Source organism: Paenibacillus phytorum (assembly GCF_013141715.1).
GTDB lineage: Bacteria > Bacillota > Bacilli > Paenibacillales > NBRC-103111 > Paenibacillus_E > Paenibacillus_E phytorum.
In genome coordinates this window covers 1-19,769 of sequence record NZ_WHOA01000119.1, presented here as the reverse complement: position 1 = coordinate 19,769, position 19,769 = coordinate 1, and the positions used below count along the sequence as shown (strand labels likewise).

Sequence of the window (19,769 nt, the reverse complement as noted above, 5' to 3'; positions counted from 1 at the left end):
TTATCGACTGTTTTCGCTCCTGTCTAGGACAAGAAGCATAGTACACTGGTTTTGTAAGGTAAATATTCGATCTAAGGGGGAAATAAAATGAAGGTCAAAACAACCGCAGTAGTGCTCATGTCGCTTACGCTCCTTATGACGGCTTGTACTACGGGTAGCAAAGAAGCGGCGCCAAGCACCGTGCCGAGCCAAACGAAAGATACGCAAGGAGCCGCTAAGGATGATCCTTTTAGTAAGTTTACTCAGCCGATTACGCTAAGCCTGGGGAAAGCAATCAACACGAAAGACATTAATCTGCCAAATGGGGACACGGTCGACAACAACGAATACTTCCGGTACATCGAGAAAAAATTGAATGTCAAAGTAAAGTATGCTTGGCAGACGGAAACGCTTGAAGCTTACAATCAAAAATTGTCTGTATCCATCGCGAGCAGAGATATTCCGGATGCGTTCATCGTGAATGAAAAGCAGATGAAGCAATTGGCGGAAGCCGATCTGATTGCCGACCTGACAAACGTTTATCAGAAGCTGGCAAGCCCGCTTGTTAAAGGTTATTACGAATCCTATGGGGATCGTGTCTTGAACAGAGCAACAATAAATGGCAAACTGATGAGTCTTCCGTATACGAACATCGGCGGAGTACATACCATCACCTGGATCAGGCAGGATTGGCTCGATAAACTCGGGATGAAAGCGCCGAAGACGCTCGATGATCTGGCTACTGTGGCGAAAGCGTTTATCGAGAAAGATCCGGATGGCAACGGGCAAAATGATACGTACGGCTTAACGGGATCTCAGGAATTGTCCGGGTATAACTCTATGAATAACTTTAGTCCGATACTCGGAGCGCTTCATGCTTATAAAGGCCAGTGGATGAGCGACAAGTCGGGCAACGTCTCCTATAGCTCCATTTTGCCGGAAATGAAAACGGCTTTAGCCAAACTTCGCGACTTGTATGCGGCGGGTATCATCGACAAGCAATTTGCCATTCGCAAAGATCCTAATGAGCTTGGTGCGGCAGGGAAGTTAGGCATCGTGATGGCACCATGGTGGGGTCCGTATGGCAGTCCTCTTACCGATTCCGTCAAGAACGATCCGAAAGCGGAGTGGAAGGCCTACTCCGTTCCTGTCGATGCAGACGGAAAATTCAATACGTTTGATGTGGATCCGGCCGCTAAGTACCTAGTTGTCAGGAAGGGGTACGAATATCCCGATGCGGTTATGAAAGTGCTGAATGTTCAGGTTCAAGCCGGACGTCTGCTTGATCCGGATGCGAAAGACATCTATAAGGGGCTAAACATCCCATTTTATGTATGGCCGTTTGACCTCCTACTAGATTATGAAGATGTCGTATTCAAAGATCATTCCAAATTAAAGAGCGCATGGGAAGCGAAAGATCCGTCCAAACTTTCCCCGGCTGTAAAAATTTGGTATGACAACGTGAAGAAAAATGATGAGAATCCGAAAAAGGATATAGCTGCATGGGGCGAAGCGATGGCTAGAATGGAGGGCTCGGCGCAATACGATCCAGCTAATTACGTTATCGCACGCAACGTCTTTTTCGGACAGACGAAAACGATGGAGCAGAAAAAAGCCATTCTAGATAAGTTGGAAAATGAAACGTTTTTGAAAATCATACTTGGTGAAGAGCCTATTGATAAGTTCGATTCGTTCGTTACGGAATGGAAGCGGCTTGGTGGTGATCAAATTACAAAAGAAGTTGAACAAGAAGTTGAAAAACAAGTAAAAAAATAAGAAAGAAGGGGAAGGCGTTAAGTTGTCTAACACTTGACGCCTTTCATGCTTCTGGGAAGGTGAGGGAATGAGGTACAAGAAAACATCTTTGCATTATCATCTCATGCTGATTCCCGGCGTCTTGGTGCTGTTTGTTTTCAGCATCGTTCCGATGTTCGGAGTCGTCATGGCGTTTCAGCGGTTTGTGCCGGGCAAGCAGATTTGGAAACAGGAATGGAACGGATTGGAAAACTTTACCTATATGCTGTAAATTCCGGACAGCAAGCAAGTGCTGTTCAATACGCTGATCATTGCATCAATGAAAATCGTTGCTGGCATTATCGTTCCGGTCACATTCGCCCTACTTTTGACGCTGTTCAGTATTTTCGGGCACTGGAATTCTTTCTTCGACGGACTGATTTACATGAGCAAGCCGGACAACAATCCGCTTCAGACGTATATCCAGCAGCTGGTCATCACTATAACGCCGGAAGCGATGAATAACTTAGCCTCAGATCAGCTGATCCAACTGATGAAGGCATCGAACAAGACGCTTAACGCGACAAAGCCGATGGTCGCCATGATCCCGATTTTGTTAATTTATCCGTTCTTGCAGCGGTACTTCGTTCACGGCATCGTGCTTGGATCGGTCAAAGAATAGCGGCGGAAGGAAATTTGAGGCTCTGTACGGTGTAAATCTTCGAACGGAGCTAAACCGAACATTTTCCAATCGTCTCGACGCCAATTTGTTTACGCTCGGCGAATATATATCCGGCAAGGTAATGAACTACGAGAGTGCGATTGGTTACTGACGCCTGTCGTAGATGCTTTCAAGCCGGAAGCGATCATTATCGGCGATCAAATCGCCAAAAACCATGATGTATTTCTCGAAAGCTGCGAATAAGCGATTGCCGAGCACGCATCATCTCATCATCGAAAAAAAGCAAGTTAACGTTAATGGCATCACCATAAGAATGGGAGATCAAGATGTCTAAAATTAAGGAAATTCTTGTGTACCATCATAGTCATTTGGATATAGGATACACGCATACTCAGCCCGTGTTATGGGAATTACAAAAAACGTACATCGATCAAGCGCTGGATTTGTGCGAACAAACAAAGAATAGCCTAGAAGACGAGCGCTTTTATTGGACTTGCGAAGCGACGGCTCCCGTCATGAAATGGCTGGAAACGGCAAGCGAGGAAAGGGTTAAGCAGTTCCAATTTTTCCTTGACAATGGGCAAGTTTGTATCGCTGCTTTAAACATGCACACGACTCCGCTTTGCAATGCCGAGCAGTTAGCACGTCAACTTTATCCGGTTAAAGAGCTTCGCGAGAAGTTTAACGCGCGTATTCGAACCGCGATTTCTCATGACATTAACGGACAGCCTTGGCAGTTCGCGCAAGCGATGCTAGATGCCGGCGTCGAACTGTACACGACCGGCATCAACATTCACTTTGGCGGCATTCCGCTGCAGCGTCCGAGAGCGTTCCGTTGGGTCGCGTCGGATGGCAGAGAACTGCTGACATTCAACGGGGAGCATTACTCCATGTTTACCGCGTTCTGTCGTCTGGATGAAGAAAGCACGCAACTGATGAAAGAAGGGCTCGATAAGTATATTTCCCGCATTGAGCGCGAAGGATATCCGTACGATTTCATTTATTTGTCGGCAACTAACGTGCCGATGTACGATAACACGCCGCCGGATCAACGGTTGATGGCGATGATTCGCAAATGGAATTCGGAAGGACATCGGCAGCGTATTCGCCTTGTGACGCCCGACATGCTGCTCGAGAAACTGAAACAGCAGCCTGCAGAGACGATCCCAGCATACCGGGGAGACTGGACGGATTTCTGGAACTTCGGCGCTGCAAGCTCCGCGGAAGAAACGCGTTTGAACCGTAGAACGAAAGTCAGCTTGAAGAGCGCGGAGTTTCTTTCGGCCTTTAATCCGAACGGACAATTAGGTAACGGCCATTTATACGATCAAGCGTGGGATCAGGCGCTCATGTACGACGAACATACGTGGGGAGCGAATGAGTCCATCACCAATCCGGATTCTTTATTTACGAAAACGCAATGGATGCATAAGGCGCATTTCGCCTATCAGGCAAACAGCCTCGCAAGCTACGTGCTCAATCAACAGCTGGAACAACTCGCAGGGAACCCGTTGCAGTCGGGACCATTAGGTAGCTTGCTGCTCGTCAATCCAACGCATATTGAGCAAACGTGCGACATCCATATTCCGCGTGAATATATGCTCGAAGGCAGAAACACGTCGGCCTTCCGATTTATTGGGAGACAAAACAATTACGACGTGGATTGGACAACGAAGTCTTACGGCACCGTCACGTTGCCGCCTTTCAGCTACAAGAAGCTGCCGATTGAAAAAGCCGCCGCCGAGTCGTCCGAAGAGCTTGTCCACGTGACGGATCAAGGGATTGAGACCCCATACTATCGAATGAGCTACGATCAAGCAACCGGCAGGATTAAGGAATTGCTCGACAAAACGACCGGCTGGTCCATGATCGACCCGAACAGCGAATGGACGTTATTCCAATTCGTGCACGAGACGCCGAATCCGTTGCTTAATAAACAACATCGCGCAACGTTGAATGATCGTAATATTGATGATTGCAACAACAGCATCAGCAATTGGAACCATAATTGGAAGGCAAGCCGTACAGGCGCAGAGAAACTCGTTTCGTGCAGCGTCGATAAACACTCGGCAGGCGCAACACTGAAGCTGATCTGGACAGCACCGGGCGTGAAGCGATTGGAACAAAAAATTACGTTCTTCGCGCATCGTGCCGACATCGAATTGTACGCGGTGGTCGAAAAACTTGACGTTCGAGAACCCGAATCCATTTACTTCGCCTTTCCGTTGCAGCTTGAGCGCGATTGGAACGCAGTATTCGATAGTGCCGGAGCTTTTGTTAGCCTGGACGCCGATCAGTTGCCGACCGTGAGCAAAGATTGGGTTACTGTCGATCAGACGGTTTCCGTCTTTGATGGCAAACATGGCGTGACGTTAGCTTGTCCGGATGCCCCGCTCGTCCAAATCGGCGGATTCAATTTCGGCAAAGAGCAAAAGACGATTCCGCGCGATGAAAATCCGCTCTTGCTGGCATGGCCGATGAACAACTACTGGGATACGAACTTCAGAGCTAGTCAGCCAGGAAGATTGGAATTTAAATACGTGCTGTCGACGTTTGCGAAGTTTAATCCGGAAGAAGCCGCGAAAAAAGCGGTAGAGGCTTCTCATCCGGTTCAAATATTCCCAATGATTCACAGCGAAGGCGAACAAACAGGCGAGCTTTTGAAATTTACGGGGGATGGTATCGTCCCTGCGTATATCAAACCGGCAGCCGACGGAAACGGCATGATCCTGCGATTACAAAACTTGCTGGATCAATCGACTTCGGCTGCAATCGAAATTCCAGGCTATTCGAATCTACAAGCGTATACAACGACGATTGTGGAAGAAAACATCAACGCGCTTACTGTCGAGGGCGGCAAGTTACAAGTGAACTTGACCGGCAAGCAATGGTTGAACCTTCGCATTGTGAAAGGCTAAATCCATGTTTCATTTCGGTAATAGATACAGAAACATTTATCACTTACATCGTTTCTGTATTATTCCTCAGTAGCGTTGCATAAAACGTAACGCGGGCATTATGAATGAATTATCTGACACTTTGTTAGGATTGTAAGGGACGTTATCGCCAAAGTAGAGCAAGATATCCAGCGGATTAGCGGACTTGGCATGACGTTTCCCGGTCCTTTCGATTTTGTGAACGGGATAAGCCTCATTCGGGGCTTGCCCCGGAGTTTCGCATAACTTTCGAGAACGACGCCTCATTGTTCGGCCTCGGCGAAGCCGTCTATGGGGAAGCCCAAGGCGCAGACTGGGTCGTATGCTTAACAATCGGAACGGGACTCGGCTGTTTTCTGGAGCATGAACGCTTGGTGAAACAACGGAGCGACGTTAGGGATTGGCTTCGCAGGGCCTTAGGACGCATGTTTTAATAAGTCAAGAGACACATACAAGCACTTTTAAGGGGATCTATGATTACGTCAGGGGATATATTAATGGTTCTCCAAAAACATTGAGAGGGTAGTTCTGATAGATTGTTATCAGAGGACTATCCTCATTTTTTTTATCGGATAGATATTATGGATACTATATATCTGAAGAAGATAAAGGATGAACTAGCACCTTTCTTGATTATGTCACCTTACAACGAAATTGCGAAAGGAACGAGGCGGTACAAAATGTTAAATACATTGATTGTGGATGACGAGAAGCTGGTTCGCAAAGGCCTTATTTCCACGATGCCATGGGGTAAATATGACATCCGAATTGTCGGCGAAGCGGGGAACGGTCGGGCGGCACTCGATTTCATGCAACAACACAAGGTCGACCTGCTGTTCGTTGATTTGACGATGCCGATAATGAGCGGTTTCGAACTGATGCAGGCGGTTCGCGCTCAGCATCCGAAGACCTGGATCGTCGTGCTGACGTGTCATCAGGATTTCGAATACATTCAAGAAGCGATGCGTGCCGGAGCAATTGACTATATCGTCAAAACGCAGTTGGAAAAAGAAAGTATGGATAACATGCTGGCGCGAATCGTACAGAGAATCCAGTTTGACGAAACGAATACAGTGGCGGGAACGGATATTTCCAAAACGAAGACGGAAGACAGACCTATTTATTTATTGGCGCTAATGTCAACAACCAAGCAACTAGATCCAGTTTCCGATTTAATGAAAGCTGGCATTTTTTCCGTAACACCGCTCGGCGGTCAAATTTGGTCCATTGCTTGCACGGATGACGAAATAGAATCGTCCTTAAGTCGATATGCAGCTCAATCGAACGATTACGTCCTTATAAAAGTATATGGAAAGCCGGAATTATCCGTCGTAAACATTCGGACTTATTTGTTTTACGAATACGAACCGAATCGGAAAGTATACGAACTGACGATGATGCCGGCAAAATCGGCGGACAAACAAATTCTCGATGAACCAAAATTGCTTGATGAAGTGTGGTTCTCGTTCCGCTGGCTTTATGAGGAGGATGAGTGGCAGCGTCTGATTGCCTTGATCGAGCATACGAAACCGGACAGCCGATATTTGTCGGAATTACTCCGTATATCCGTGCGTCTTTGGCGCGAAATGTTCCGAAGCGGCGAGTTGGATGCATACGATTTATCTCCGAATCGTTGGTAAGCTGGAACGTGTTTAAGCAAATCCTTATTGAGATTCGATGTGCGATAAAGCTGAGAATAAAAACTTCGCTTACTTTGACAAAATCATTGTCACCGTTTTGAAAGCACTTTATTATATGCGGCAATTGGAGGATTTGCGTGTCAATCGCGACATGGGGGCAGCAACATTCAACATAAGCAGCGGCTATTTCAGCGAATGCTTCAAAACGATCATCGGCAGATCGTTCGGTGAATACATGAAGGCTCTGCAGATCGAGAAGGCGAAACGGCTACTTGTCGAAACAAAGTACCCGATTTACCGAATTGCGGAACAGACCGGCTATAAGGATGAAAAGTATTTCAGTAAAATATTCCGTGAACGGGCCGGGATGAATCCAGCGGAATACCGTAAAGCGAACGAAGGGAGCGTAGAGACTAAATGAAGATCGACTGGTCTTCCCTGAAAACGCGATTGGTTGCAACGCTCCTGATGAGTACTATAATTCCGCTCCTCTTGCTAGGGGGGCTTATATGGCTTTGCAAACTATTTTTCACGAAAAAATCGAAAACGGGATTCAAAACACGCTGTCCCAAACACGAGTGAGTCTCGAAAATACGCTTAGCAATATGGAATATGTCTCTCTGCAGCTTTCGCAAGAAGGAACTTTCGGACAATCGTTATTATTCAATCGGCTTTCGTCACATCAGAAAAATATGAATCTCGTTAATGTCACAAATCCGTATTTGGGGGTTATGCTCTATTTTTTCCGGGTGAGGGGAAAGTGATGTTCCAAAACCGGGGAATCAGAGACAACTTCTCCATCGAATCGCTTCCTTGCTGTCAAACGTTAGAGGTGGATCGTTCTTCGGTCCGAATGAAACAGCGTACAAGTACAGTCAGAATACCGTTTTCTCGTTGGCAAGACGGGTCAATGTCCCTGGAATAGAGCTGCAAACGATTTAAGTGTACATGGAAACCAATCTCCTTTTTTTTTGAGAAAATTCTCAACAAGTATCAATATGGGATGAACGCCTCGCATATTTTGTAGATTCAAAGCGGCAAAATTGCCTGCGCGATTTTGAGAAGGAGTTCAATATCTGGCTAATGCGATACGGGGGCATCAGCCTCGTCAAGCTGGGCGATGAACTCGAAGCCTTGAAAGACTACGTGGCGCTCCAGCGCATTCGTTACGATTACCAGTTCGATGTCTGTTACGACGTGGACGAAGCGTTGCTTGACCAGACGATTCCGCGGTTCATTCTGCAGCCGATCGTCGAAAATGCTTTGTATCACGGGCTTGGAGATGAAGCGAAAACGAAAGGAAGAAATCAGGTCTCGGCATCGGACTAAGTTACGTATTGCGGATTATCAACGTCCATTACGCAGATAATGGACGATTTCGGGTTGAAAGCCGCATTGGGCATGGTACGACGATGATGATGAATATTCCGTTGACGCAGTGGAGAGGTACGCTAGAGTAGGAATGCAGTCGGAGGAGGTGTGAAAATGGTCGGCGATGACACAAACGGAGGATCGAATTCTACCTGCTATCGACTGTTTTCTCTCCTGTCTAGGACAAGAAGTATAGTACAATCGCTTTGTAAGGTAAATATACGATCTAATGGGGGGAATAAAATGAGAGTCAAGACAACCGCAGTAGTGCTCATGTCACTTATGCTTCTTATGACGGCTTGTACTACGGGTAGCAAAGAAGCGGCGCCAAGCACCGTGCCGAGCCCAACGAAAGATACGCAAGGAGCCGCTAAGGATGATCCTTTTAGTAAGTTTACTCAGCCGATTACGATAACCTTGGCGAAAGGCATCAACACGAAAGATACTGGTCTGCCAGAGGGGGAGACGATCGAAAACAATGAGTACTTCCGGTACATCGAGAAACAATTGAATGTTAAAGTAAAGTATGCTTGGCAGACGGAAACGGATGAAGCGTACCAACAAAAACTGTCTGTATCCATCGCGAGCAGAGAACTTCCGGATTTGTTCCTCGTGAATGAAAAGCAGCTGAAGCAATTGACGGAAGCCGATCTGATTACCGACCTGACAGACGTTTATAAGAAGTACGTAAGCCCGTTTGTTAAAAGTCGTTACGATTCCTATGACGGTCGCGTATTGAACAGAGCCACTATAAACGGCAAGCTGATGGGTCTTCCGGGTACGAACATCGCCGGACAGCATAGCTTGACCTGGATCAGGCAGGATTGGCTCGATAAGCTCGGGATGCAAGTGCCGAAGACGCTCGATGATCTGACTGCTGTAGCGAAAGCGTTTGTCGAGAAAGATCCGGATGGCAACGGTAAGAATGATACGGTCGGCTTAACGTCAATTCCGGATTTGTCCAGGTATGAAGCGAAGAATAACTTCAGTCCGATACTCGGATCGCTTCATGCTTATAAAGGCCAGTGGATGAGAGACAAGTCGGGCAACGTCTCCTACAGCTCCATCTTGCCGGAAATGAAAACGGCGTTAGCCAAGCTTCACGACTTGTATGCGGCGGGTATCATCGACAAGCAATTTGCCATTCGCAAAGAAGCAGATCTTAACCAGCTTGGTGCGTCAGGGAAGTTAGGCATCGTGATGGAACCATGGTGGAGTCCGTATGGCAGTCCGATACCCGATTCCGTCAAGAACGATCCGAAAGCGGTGTGGAAGGCCTATTCCGTTCCTGTCGATGCAGACGGAAAATTCAATACGTTTGATAAGGATCCGGCCAATTCGTACATGGTTCTCAGGAAGGGGTACGAACATCCCGAAGCGATTATAAAATTGCTGAATATTCAGTTTCAAGGAGAAGAGCCGTTTAAAGACGAGGACAAGTATGTAGGGGCAAACGTCGTCTGGTGGGTATGGCCGATGAACATTAACATCGCACCAGAAGATGTTGTATTCCAAGACTATGTGAATTTGACGAAAGCATTGGAATCGAAAGACCCGTCTAAACTTGCACCATATAACAAGGTTAGGTATGACAATGTGTTGAAAGATAGAGAGAATCCGAAAAAGGATTTAGGTATGTGGGCCGAAATACAGGCTAGAATTGAGGGTTCGAAGGAAACCGATCCAGCCAAATTCGTTTCCGCGCGCAACGTCTACTTCGGAGTCACGAAAACGATGGAGACGAAAAAGGCCATTTTAGACAAGTTGGAAAATGAAACCTTCTTGAAAATCGTAATGGGTGAACTGCCTGTCGATAATTTCGATTCGTTCGTTACGGAATGGAAGCGACTTGGTGGCGAACAAATTACAAAAGAAGTTACAGAAGAAGTTGAAAAACAAGCGAAAAAATAAGTAAAGAAGGGGAAGGCGTTAAGTTCTCGGACTTGGCGCCTTCCATGCTTCTTGTGAAGGTGAGAGGGAATGAGGAATAAAAAGACACTTCTGAACTATCATATCATGTTGCTTTCCGGCGCCTTGTTGCTGTTTACTTTCTGCATCGTTCCGATGTTCGGAATCGTTATTGCGTTTCAAGATTTTCTTCCGGGCAAGCAGATTTGGAAACAGGATTGGAACGGGTTAGACAACTTTACCTTTATGCTGCAAATTCCGGACAGCAAGCAAGTGCTGTTCAATACGCTGATCATTGCATCAATGAAAATCGTTGCCGGCATTTTCGTTCCGGTCACATTCGCCTTACTCTTGAATGAAGTTCGAATTCGTTCTTTCAAACGGATCGTTCAAACGATCGTGTACTTGCCTCACTTCATGTCTTGGGTTATTTTGGCGGGCATTATGGTCAACATGTTTTCGCTTGAAGGTGTTATCAATCAGATTATGAAGCTTTTCGGTTTGGACCCAATCATGTTTTTGGCGAGCAACACATGGTTTCGACATATCATAGTGTGGAGTGATGTGTGGAAGGAGTTCGGATTCGGCGCCATCGTATACTTGGCCGCTCTGACCGGGATCAATCCTTCTTTGTACGAAGCGGCGGAAATGGACGGGGCAAACCGGTTCCATAAGCTGGTTCATATTACGCTTCCTGGGATTATGGCTACAATCGTGCTATTGACAACTCTGAGTCTTGGCAATGTGCTGAACGCCGGATTCGATCAAATATTCAATCTGTATAATCCGCTCGTCTATTCCACTGGTGATGTTATCGATACGTATGTTTACCGGGTTGGTATCGTACAAATGCAGTATGGCTTGGCCACTGCCGTAGGCTTGATGAAATCGTTCGTTTCGATCATTTTGATTGCGATTTCATATCGACTGGCCTATAAATTGACGGGCTATCGGATTTTTTAGAAGGAGGTTTCTATGATTAGGTCGCAAACGCTGTCGAATCGGATGGCTGACTACATTATCTTGTTTTTCTTGGTTATTATTGCATTGATATCCCTTTACCCGATGTGGTATACCGTAGCGATTTCCTTAAGTGATAAAGCCGCAGCGACCGCAGGAAAGGTGACGGCTTGGCCGATCGGGTTCAATTTGGAGTCGTATCGAATTATTCTCGGAGACGAAAAGTTTTTCCGGGCGTTCGTCGTCTCTGTCAAAAGGGTTATTTTGGGAGGCGCACTCAACTTTTTGCTCACCGTCATCATGGCGTATCCTTTGTCCAGGGAAATAAGACAGTTCCCTGCGAGAAACTTCTACATGTGGTACCTCGTTTTTTGCATGCTATTTTCAGGTGGATTGATTCCTCTGTATATGACCGTCACGACGCTCGGCTTGCAAAATACAATCTGGTCTTTGGTCCTTCCGGGAGCGGTTCCCATATTCAGCGTCATACTCATTATGAATTTCTTTCGCAGCCTGCCGAAGGAATTGGACGAAGCGGCCGAGATAGACGGCGCTGGCCCATGGTATGCGCTGATGCATATATATATTCCGCTTTCCCTTCCGGCGATGGCAACTGTAACGCTGTTCAGTATTGTCGGGCACTGGAATGCTTTTTTCGACGGACTGATTTTCATGAGCAAGCCGGAAAACTACCCGCTTCAGACGTATATTCAGCAATTGGTCTTTACTTTTAATTCGGAGAGTGGAATGTCGACCGAACAAATGATTGCGGCGATGAAGACATCGGACAAGACGCTTAACGCAGCAAAGCTGATGGTCGCCATGATCCCGATTTTGATCATTTATCCGTTCATGCAACGCTATTTCGTTCACGGTATCGTGATGGGATCAGTTAAAGAGTAACGGCGTCATTGTGACGATGCTTCCTTTGTTGGTGATCTATCCATTTTGCAAAAATATTTGATTCACGAGCTCGTACTCGGCTCTGTGAAAGAATGAAGGAAGGAAAACGAATTTATGACTAGAGTTAAAAAAGTACATGTTATTTTCAAAACGCATTTGGATATCGGGTTTACCGATCTTGCGGCTAATGTGGTTGACAAGTATATGAATTCGTTTATTCCTCAAGCCTTATCATTGTCTGAACGTATGCAAAGCGATGACGGACGGTCGAAATTTATTTGGACAGTGGGGTCTTGGCTGATCGAGGAATATTTGCAAACCGCGTCGGTAGAGCAGCGGATCCAAATGGAGGATGCAATAAGCAGAGGAGACATTGCCTGGCACGGTCTTCCTTTTACAACCCATACGGAATTGATGGATAAAACACTGCTTGAATATGGTTTGTCGATTTCCAAGAAGTTGGATCAACGATTCGGGAAAAAAACCATTGCCGCGAAAATGACGGATGTCCCGGGACATACGATCGGCATCGTACCTATATTGGCTAGTTACGGAATTCGTTATCTGCATATTGGAGTAAATCCTTCCTGCAAGCCTCCGTGCGTCCCGCAAGCGTTTGTTTGGAGGGCTAGCGACGGCTCAGAGCTGATCGTGAACTATGCCGGTGATTATGGTCAAGCTCTGGAAGTGGAGGGACTTGAGGATGTGCTCTATTTTGCCCACACAGGCGATAATAACGGTCCTTCTTCCTTAGAAGATATAGAGTGGCTGTACAAACACTTGCAAGCTGAATACCTGGGTGCGGAAATTGCCGCGTCAACACTGGACGCATTCGCCGAAAAGTTGCTGGAATGTAAGCATGTGCTTCCGGTCGTTAGTGAGGAAATAGGTGATTCGTGGATCCAGGGCACGGCTTCTGATCCGTTGAAAGTAGCACACTTCCGGGAACTACTTCGATTAAGGGATAAATGGGTGAATACGGGTTCTCTTGATCCAAATGGCGAAAGTTACGCTAAGTTTTGCAATCGTCTCATGTTGGTCACAGAGCATACTTGGGGGTTGGATGAGAAAACATATTTGGCGGACTACGTAAATTACTCTGCTGAGGATTTTACGGCGGCGAGATCGAAGGATCAATTTAGGGATGAAGCGGTTCAAGGTCCGTATTATGCTACGTTTGATCGACTTAAACGATTGGAGGAGCGCAGCTATCGGCACTTTGAAAGTTCGTGGGAGGAGCAGCGCGCATATCTGGATCAGGCGCTGTCAGCGCTAAGTTCGGAATTGCAAATCGAAGCAAAGAAAGTGTTAGACAGCTTGAACCCTGTCCGTTCATCTCATTCGAATGACGCCGAAAACATTGAAAATCTTGAAATGAACCGATGCTATACGTTAGGGAAATTTCGAGTTAGCTTCGATTCTGACGGTTCTATCGAACAACTGGTTGATAGTAATGGGAAAGTATGGGCAAATGATGGAAATAGGTTGGCTGCCTACCGTTATGAAACGTTCGGCCAAGAAAACTACGACCGCTTTATTAAGGAATATACGATTGACATGAAAAAGAATTATATTTGGGCGATTCCCGATCAGGCCAAGCCCGGAATTGAATATGCAGAGCCTAAACCGGAACATAAGCAGTACCGTCCGATTCTAAGAAATCTTCAATTGGAAAGGCGAGCGGACGCCGACAAAGTATCGGCTCAATTGGAGATGCCTTCCGATGCTTGCAAGTACTATGGCGCACCTCATCAGCTCGAGATCGTTTATACGTTCCATCATAACGATTTTAACATCGATGTGGAGTTGAACTGGATGGATAAACCGGCATGCCGTTTGCCGGAAGCAAGTTGGTTCTCGTTTGTCCCTTGCGTTGACAGTCCGAATATGTGGACAATGGATAAACTGGGTACACGGATTTCGCCGTTGTCGGTAGTAAAGAACGGAAATCGGAATATGCACGCTGTGAATACAGGACTTTATTATGAAGGTGCGGATGGAAGTGTCGTGATTGAGACACTAGATGCGCCTGTAGTTTGCCCAGGTGAAAGACGATTGCTGCAATTTGACAATACGTTTGCTCCACTCGCGGATGGCTTTCATTTTAATCTGCACAATAATTCTTGGGGTACCAATTTCCCGATGTGGTTCGAGGATGACATGAAATATCGGTTTCGGTTAACGCTGCAGTCTGCGATCAAGCTCTCGTAGTCAAGCTGACGAACGAGGGCGCGGCTATTCTCTCAAGATGCCTTCTGCCGCTTGTGAGCAATACGGTGCGCCCCAGGACTCTCCCTCTCGTCGGTTATTTTATGGTGGTTTAATTATGCCAAGAGGCATGCAGTGTTCTGTTTATTTTGCGAGTAAATTAGTAACTTTAGAAATTTAAAAAGTATGAAGTGTTCTTGCCAATGTCCATATTTTATGATGAAGGTCAGCGCTTATTCTATTTACAAGCGGGCCGCACAAGCTACATTTTGCAGGTATATAAATCGGGCCACTTGGCCCATTTGCATTGGGGTGATCGTGTCCGTGATGTAAAATCGGATCGTATCATTCGCTCGGTTGATCGTGCTTTCTCCCCGACTCCCGATCTGCACGACAAATCCTATTCCTTGGACATACTTCCGCTGGAGTATCCCGGATACGGGAATTCAGATTTTCGCCAACCGGCTTATCAGGTGCAACTCGATAACGGTACTACGGTAACGGATTTACTTTATGTGTCCCATACGATTACGCAAGGAAAAGCTCCGCTAAGTGGCCTACTCGCTACCTACACGGAAGACGATTCCGAAGCGAAGACGCTGGAGATCGTGCTGGAGGACAAGCTCACTCAGCTTCAGGTGATTCTAAGCTATACCGCATTTGAACGGCATGATGCCATTGCCCGCAGCGTCCGCTTTGTGAATAACGGAGAAAAGGCGCTCAAGCTGCTGCGCGCGCTCAGCCTGAATGTTGACTTTGCACATGACAAGTTAGACATGCTGCATTTGTCCGGGGCTTGGTCGAGAGAACGCTACATTGAGAAATGGGCTCTTAAGCCGGGCACCCAGTCCATTGAGAGCCGTCGCGGTGCAAGCAGTCACCAGCATAACCCGTTCCTCGCTCTGCTTTCACACGACGCCACCGAGGACAACGGCAGCGTATATGGCTTCAATCTGGTATACAGCGGCAATTTTCTTGCTTCCGTGGAAGTTGACCAGATGCATACCGCCCGCGTATCGATTGGGATCAACCCGTTCGATTTCAGTTGGCTTCTGTCGCCCGGTGAATCGTTCCAAACGCCGGAGGCGGTGATGGTGTATTCGAACAAGGGGCTTAACGGTATGTCTCAGACGTACCACGAGCTGTATCGGACGCGTCTTTGCCGTGGGGAGTTCCGTGACAAGCCGCGTCGGGTGCTGATTAATAACTGGGAAGCGACATATTTTGACTTCAATGCCGAGAAAATCGAGCAGATCGCCAAAGCCGGCCGAGATCTGGGCATCGAGCTGTTCGTACTGGACGATGGCTGGTTCGGTAAGCGCAATGATGATACGACTTCGCTGGGCGATTGGTTCGTTAATAAAACCAAGTTGGAAGACGGTCTGTAGGATCTCGTAGAACGGGTAAATAAACTGGGCATGCAATTCGGTCTCTGGTTCGAGCCTGAGATGGTTTCCCGCGACAGCGAGCTATACAGGGCACATCCTGACTGGTGCCTGCATGTGCCGGACCGTACACGATCCGAAGGACGAAATCAGCTGATTCTCGATCTAACCCGCCCCGAGGTGTGCGAATACATCGTGGAGTCGGTATCCCGCGTGCTTGGAAGCGCTCCGATTACCTATGTGAAATGGGACATGAATCGGCATTTGACGGAGATCGGCTCAGCAGCACTCCCGTCGGAGCGTCAAAGGGAAACGGCCCACAGATACATGCTCGGCCTGTATTCCGTCATGGAGCGGATAACATCTTCATTTCCTCATGTGCTCTTTGAAAGCTGCTCCGGCGGCGGCGGCGGACGCTTTGACCACGGTATTCTGCACTATATGCCGCAAACGTGGACGAGCGATAATACGGATGCCATCGTGCGGCTGAAAATCCAGTTCGGTACTAGCCTCGTCTATCCGATTAGCTCGATGGGTGCCCATGTGTCCGCCGTGCCTAATCATATGATTCACCGGGTTACTTCCCTCAAGATGCGCGGCGATGTGGCTATGTCCGGAAATTTCGGTTATGAGCTTGATTTAACGACGTTTACTGAGGAAGAAAGGGAACTGGCCATACAGCAGGTTGCTTTATATAAAGAGCTGCGTGAGTTCGTGCAATTCGGGCTTTTTTATCGGCTGCTGAGCCCTTTCGAAGGCTTGGATGCCGCATGGATGTTCGTATCCGAGGATGGGAAAGATGTTTTGGCCTGCTACTTTAACATTTTGGCCGAGCCAAACAGCCCTTTCCAAATGTTGAAGCTAAAAGGGCTTGACCCTGAGCGGAATTACCGCAATGTGGATACAGACGAACTGTACGGCGGTGACGAGCTCATGTATTCGGGACTCGCTTTGCCGCTCCAGCATGGAGATTTCCAAAGCAAGTTCTTCCGTTTCCGTATGGAGGAATAATCCGATATCCAGCAAATGTCATGCAGACGTCGACCCAAGCCATAGCGCCTATATTCACAACGGCAGTTATAAATTGTATGGAAGATGTCTCCGTACAATTTATTGAGATTAGTGGAAGTGGCGTGCAAATTTTTGACATAAAACCGGCTGAGGAAGGTAATATTGTGCGCCTCAGCAATTGCACGGATCAGCTAGTGGCAACACAGCTTCATTTTCCGAGTAGAAAAATTGAAGCTGTGTTCAAGACGAATGTTCTGGAAGTGAAACAAATGGAAATGAATATAAATATAAATGGTTCGCTTGAATTAAATCTGGAAGCCAATCAAATACTGCTTTTGCTAATGATTCTTGAATAGGAGTGGAATTCGTGGATCGTAGCGAACCGTATTATTTCAAAGGAGGAATTTATCCATGCCGAGTAAAAAGCCATTCACTTTTTTTATCATTCAGCATGCACATATTGATATCGGATATACGGAACGTCAAGAAGTAATCACCGAGTATCAAACGCAGTTTGTAGAGCAAGCAGTTGATCTGGCGCTTTCCCCAGAACAATTATCCAGGGACGACAATGCCAAATTCAAATTTATGCTTGAAGGATTCTGGGCGGTTGAGAAATATTTAAGTAAAACCGGATCCTCAGGAAGGGCGAAACTGGTTGAAGCTTTAAAAAGCGGAAACATAGAACTGACGGCATTCTATCTGCATTTGACCGAACTTCTGGATGAAGGACATTTGAGAGATACGTTAAAACCATCGATTAAGTTTGCAAGAGAAGAAGGCATTCCCTTGGTCAGTGCCATGTCTTGCGATGTGAACGGGTTCTCATGGGGAATGGTTGACGCTTTGTATGATGCGGGAGTGAAATATTTATCTACAAATATTAATACCCATCATGGCGGCTGTCCTTTCGGCAAACCAAATGTGCCGTTCTATTGGGAGTCACCGCAAGGGAATCGTATTTTGGTCTGGCAAGGCTTGCAGTATCACAAAGCGAACTTATTGGGGATCATGCCTGGATACAATCTGGTCGGCAATCCGATGATTCCCGGACTTTCCGTTGAAGATATTCATAAATATGTCGATGTTCAGGATATTGGGTACGCCGAGAAATCCTTGTTTCCACTCGTGGAGGGGCTGCGAAATGACGGCTATGAATACGGATTTTTACCGATCATGGGATCCGGATTATACACCGACAATAGTCCTCCGACAGACTCCTATTGTGAATTGATCCGGCAGTGGAACCAAAAACATGGAGATCAAATTGAATTGCGAACTGCAACGTTAGCAGAATATTTTGCGTACTTGGAATCCGCGGTGCTGGATATTCCTATCTACCGTGGTGATTGGAACGATTGGTGGACGGATGGCGTCATCTCTACTGCTCTGGAAACGTCTTTATTTCGCAACGCACAGCGTACGAAACGGGTGGCTGAACGGTTGGATCCGGAGCGTGAGTATGTAACTGATGAAGAATGGAAGTCCGTTATCAGTGCGCTTGTCCTGTATGCCGAACATACTTGGGGTCACTCCGCCTCTTTGCATAGACCTTATGATTTTCGCGTGCAGCAGTTGCTTTTACGCAAAACCAAGTATGCGGTTGAGGCAGATGAACTGGCATGCATAGCATTAGATAAAGTACTTGCCGGCAAGGGCCAAGGTGATTTTACTGCTCGGAGGATTTTTATTTACAAGGTCATGAATCCTTCGATCGAAGCGAGAATGTCGCTTGCATATTTGTCGCTTGATTACTGGGAATCTCCTATATTTGAACAGGAGGTCCGAGTGGTAGATTTGCAGGGGCGCCAATATCCCTTTGAACGTGTGAATCATTCCCTGCGGGGACAAGAATTATGCATCCAGCTCCAAATGGAACCTTTGGAAGAGAGAGAATTAAAACTCGAGTTCTTGATCGTAACCGATGAATCCCATAAGGCAGAAGCAGAATCCGCAATAGGAGTGGCAAAGGGGATGGGATGCTTCGAGAATGACTTGTTGCGCGTAGAGTGGGACGATAAGAAGGGTGTGCATACCCTCATCCATAAACCAAGCGAAAAGTCACTCTTAGTGGACGGAGCATCAGGCCTAGGCGCACCTCTGTATCAGCTTTTTGAAGGGGCCAATCGTTGGGAACCGGCAGGCTTTGGTTATAAGTCTCGTAAGATTCCGAAAGGCGAAGTTTTTCACGGACAAATCAAGCGAATTACAAATACAGGAAGCAATAGCTTCTATGAGACATGGGAATTCGAATACGATATTCGAGGTGCGCACTCGTATGCGATTGAATATAAATTTTACAGATCTGGCTCTCGTTTCGACATGTCTGTGAGATTGAACAAGGAAAACATTTTGGATCCAGATGGCATGTATACCGCATTCCCTTTCCAAACGGAGCAAGGGTTCTGGTACTTAGATAAAGCGGGTGCAGCCATACGGCCGTGCATCGATCAGCTTCCAAATGCGTGTTGCGACTATTATTCTATTCAAAGTGGAGCATCGTTGGTAGGTAATGACCTGGGAATTTCAATTACTACCTTGGATGCCCCTATGGTGCATATCGGGAAGCTTCGATTATGGGACTATACAGAACAAATTGAACCTACAGGGCCGTTATATTCATGGCTAACCAATAATAAGTGGGATACGAATTTTAAAGCCTCTAGTGGCGGCTTTTACGAGTTCCGCTATACAATAGATGTCAATCAAGCGTATAATGATTACGCGACAGCGATACGTGCTTGTCAGGAAAACAACTATGATTTCTTAGCAATAAGATATTAAGGTTACAAAGACCATTAATTCTACTAAAGTAGAATTAATGGTCTTTTCCTTTATAGAGACATGAGTTATGTACTTCGTGGTAACACCTGGTATTTCTGGGGTTTAGGTAACGATCAAGCCAGTCACGTCTTTTTTCTATATAAAAGTTTCCTAAAAGGTCTTCAATACCAATTCATTCAAAGACGAACTCGAATAGTTCTCATAATAAGGGATAGGTTTTGAACATTTTCGATCATTTGTGTTAGAATGAGTGAAAACTTAGGGGGGG

At 46.6% G+C, this 19,769-nt stretch carries 17 protein-coding genes and 1 pseudogene; all 18 read left to right on the top strand.

What is annotated here, in order from left to right; all coding sequences use genetic code 11:
- Positions 1–87 precede the first annotated feature (87 nt).
- The 18 genes and pseudogenes from GC098_RS17840 (at position 88) to GC098_RS17765 (ending at position 19,501) form a co-directional block, all read left to right on the top strand.
- Entirely contained in the window at positions 88–1,755 is a 1,668-nt protein-coding gene (locus GC098_RS17840; protein WP_171644485.1) for an extracellular solute-binding protein, read from the top strand.
- Positions 1,756–1,822: 67 nt separating this feature from the next.
- Positions 1,823–2,005: a hypothetical protein gene (locus GC098_RS17835; protein WP_171644463.1), complete on the top strand. Its 183-nt coding sequence runs from the start codon at positions 1,823–1,825 to the stop codon at positions 2,003–2,005.
- Positions 2,006–2,053: 48 nt separating this feature from the next.
- On the top strand, positions 2,054–2,395 hold the full coding sequence (locus GC098_RS17830; RefSeq protein WP_216625316.1) for an ABC transporter permease family protein: 342 nt from the start codon (positions 2,054–2,056) through the stop codon (positions 2,393–2,395).
- Positions 2,396–2,721: 326 nt separating this feature from the next.
- Positions 2,722–5,313, top strand: a complete 2,592-nt coding sequence (locus GC098_RS17825) for a glycoside hydrolase family 38 N-terminal domain-containing protein (protein ID WP_171644484.1) — start codon at positions 2,722–2,724, stop codon at positions 5,311–5,313.
- Between the two features lie 260 nt (positions 5,314–5,573).
- Positions 5,574–5,765, top strand: coding sequence for an ROK family protein (locus GC098_RS40860; RefSeq protein WP_171644487.1), 192 nt, complete (start codon positions 5,574–5,576; stop codon positions 5,763–5,765).
- A 246-nt stretch (positions 5,766–6,011) separates the two neighbouring features.
- Positions 6,012–6,971, top strand: a complete 960-nt coding sequence (locus GC098_RS17815; RefSeq protein WP_171644482.1) for a response regulator — start codon at positions 6,012–6,014, stop codon at positions 6,969–6,971.
- A 37-nt stretch (positions 6,972–7,008) separates the two neighbouring features.
- Positions 7,009–7,392: a helix-turn-helix domain-containing protein gene (locus GC098_RS17810; protein ID WP_171644480.1), complete on the top strand. Its 384-nt coding sequence runs from the start codon at positions 7,009–7,011 to the stop codon at positions 7,390–7,392.
- Positions 7,393–7,480: 88 nt separating this feature from the next.
- Complete coding sequence (locus GC098_RS17805) at positions 7,481–7,735, top strand: hypothetical protein (protein WP_171644478.1); 255 nt, start codon at positions 7,481–7,483, stop codon at positions 7,733–7,735.
- Positions 7,736–7,784: 49 nt separating this feature from the next.
- On the top strand, positions 7,785–7,913 hold the full coding sequence (locus GC098_RS40855; RefSeq protein ID WP_281367088.1) for a hypothetical protein: 129 nt from the start codon (positions 7,785–7,787) through the stop codon (positions 7,911–7,913).
- Between the two features lie 141 nt (positions 7,914–8,054).
- Positions 8,055–8,300, top strand: a complete 246-nt coding sequence (locus GC098_RS17800) for a sensor histidine kinase (protein WP_171644476.1) — start codon at positions 8,055–8,057, stop codon at positions 8,298–8,300.
- Between the two features lie 8 nt (positions 8,301–8,308).
- Positions 8,309–8,431: a hypothetical protein gene (locus tag GC098_RS40850; protein ID WP_281367087.1), complete on the top strand. Its 123-nt coding sequence runs from the start codon at positions 8,309–8,311 to the stop codon at positions 8,429–8,431.
- Between the two features lie 154 nt (positions 8,432–8,585).
- Positions 8,586–10,253 carry an extracellular solute-binding protein gene (locus GC098_RS17795; protein ID WP_171644475.1) on the top strand — a complete coding sequence of 556 codons (1,668 nt, stop codon included), beginning with the start codon at positions 8,586–8,588 and terminating at the stop codon, positions 10,251–10,253.
- A gap of 69 nt (positions 10,254–10,322) precedes the next feature.
- Entirely contained in the window at positions 10,323–11,213 is an 891-nt protein-coding gene (locus tag GC098_RS17790; RefSeq protein ID WP_171644473.1) for an ABC transporter permease, read from the top strand.
- A gap of 12 nt (positions 11,214–11,225) precedes the next feature.
- On the top strand, positions 11,226–12,113 hold the full coding sequence (locus GC098_RS17785) for a carbohydrate ABC transporter permease (RefSeq protein WP_171644471.1): 888 nt from the start codon (positions 11,226–11,228) through the stop codon (positions 12,111–12,113).
- Between the two features lie 114 nt (positions 12,114–12,227).
- Entirely contained in the window at positions 12,228–14,324 is a 2,097-nt protein-coding gene (locus GC098_RS17780; protein ID WP_171644469.1) for a DUF5054 domain-containing protein, read from the top strand.
- A 200-nt stretch (positions 14,325–14,524) separates the two neighbouring features.
- Positions 14,525–16,717, top strand: a pseudogene (locus GC098_RS17775) (alpha-galactosidase).
- Positions 16,718–16,737: 20 nt separating this feature from the next.
- Entirely contained in the window at positions 16,738–17,073 is a 336-nt protein-coding gene (locus GC098_RS17770) for a glycosyl hydrolase-related protein (protein WP_171644467.1), read from the top strand.
- 55 nt (positions 17,074–17,128) lie between these two features.
- Positions 17,129–19,501, top strand: coding sequence for a glycoside hydrolase family 38 N-terminal domain-containing protein (locus GC098_RS17765; RefSeq protein ID WP_171644465.1), 2,373 nt, complete (start codon positions 17,129–17,131; stop codon positions 19,499–19,501).
- Positions 19,502–19,769: the final 268 nt, after the last annotated feature.

Excerpts from the sequence above, each read along its gene's own strand:
- GC098_RS17840 (WP_171644485.1), top strand. The coding sequence starts at position 88 with ATGAAGGTCAAAACAACCGCAGTAGTGCTCATGTCGCTTACGCTCCTT.
- GC098_RS17835 (WP_171644463.1), top strand. The coding sequence starts at position 1,823 with ATGAGGTACAAGAAAACATCTTTGCATTATCATCTCATGCTGATTCCC.
- GC098_RS17830 (WP_216625316.1), top strand. The coding sequence starts at position 2,054 with ATGAAAATCGTTGCTGGCATTATCGTTCCGGTCACATTCGCCCTACTT.
- GC098_RS17825 (WP_171644484.1), top strand. The coding sequence starts at position 2,722 with ATGTCTAAAATTAAGGAAATTCTTGTGTACCATCATAGTCATTTGGAT.
- GC098_RS17815 (WP_171644482.1), top strand. The coding sequence starts at position 6,012 with ATGTTAAATACATTGATTGTGGATGACGAGAAGCTGGTTCGCAAAGGC.
- GC098_RS17810 (WP_171644480.1), top strand. The coding sequence starts at position 7,009 with ATGTGCGATAAAGCTGAGAATAAAAACTTCGCTTACTTTGACAAAATC.
- GC098_RS17805 (WP_171644478.1), top strand. The coding sequence starts at position 7,481 with ATGGCTTTGCAAACTATTTTTCACGAAAAAATCGAAAACGGGATTCAA.
- GC098_RS17800 (WP_171644476.1), top strand. The coding sequence starts at position 8,055 with ATGCGATACGGGGGCATCAGCCTCGTCAAGCTGGGCGATGAACTCGAA.
- GC098_RS17795 (WP_171644475.1), top strand. The coding sequence starts at position 8,586 with ATGAGAGTCAAGACAACCGCAGTAGTGCTCATGTCACTTATGCTTCTT.
- GC098_RS17790 (WP_171644473.1), top strand. The coding sequence starts at position 10,323 with ATGAGGAATAAAAAGACACTTCTGAACTATCATATCATGTTGCTTTCC.
- GC098_RS17785 (WP_171644471.1), top strand. The coding sequence starts at position 11,226 with ATGATTAGGTCGCAAACGCTGTCGAATCGGATGGCTGACTACATTATC.
- GC098_RS17780 (WP_171644469.1), top strand. The coding sequence starts at position 12,228 with ATGACTAGAGTTAAAAAAGTACATGTTATTTTCAAAACGCATTTGGAT.
- GC098_RS17770 (WP_171644467.1), top strand. The coding sequence starts at position 16,738 with ATGCAGACGTCGACCCAAGCCATAGCGCCTATATTCACAACGGCAGTT.
- GC098_RS17765 (WP_171644465.1), top strand. The coding sequence starts at position 17,129 with ATGCCGAGTAAAAAGCCATTCACTTTTTTTATCATTCAGCATGCACAT.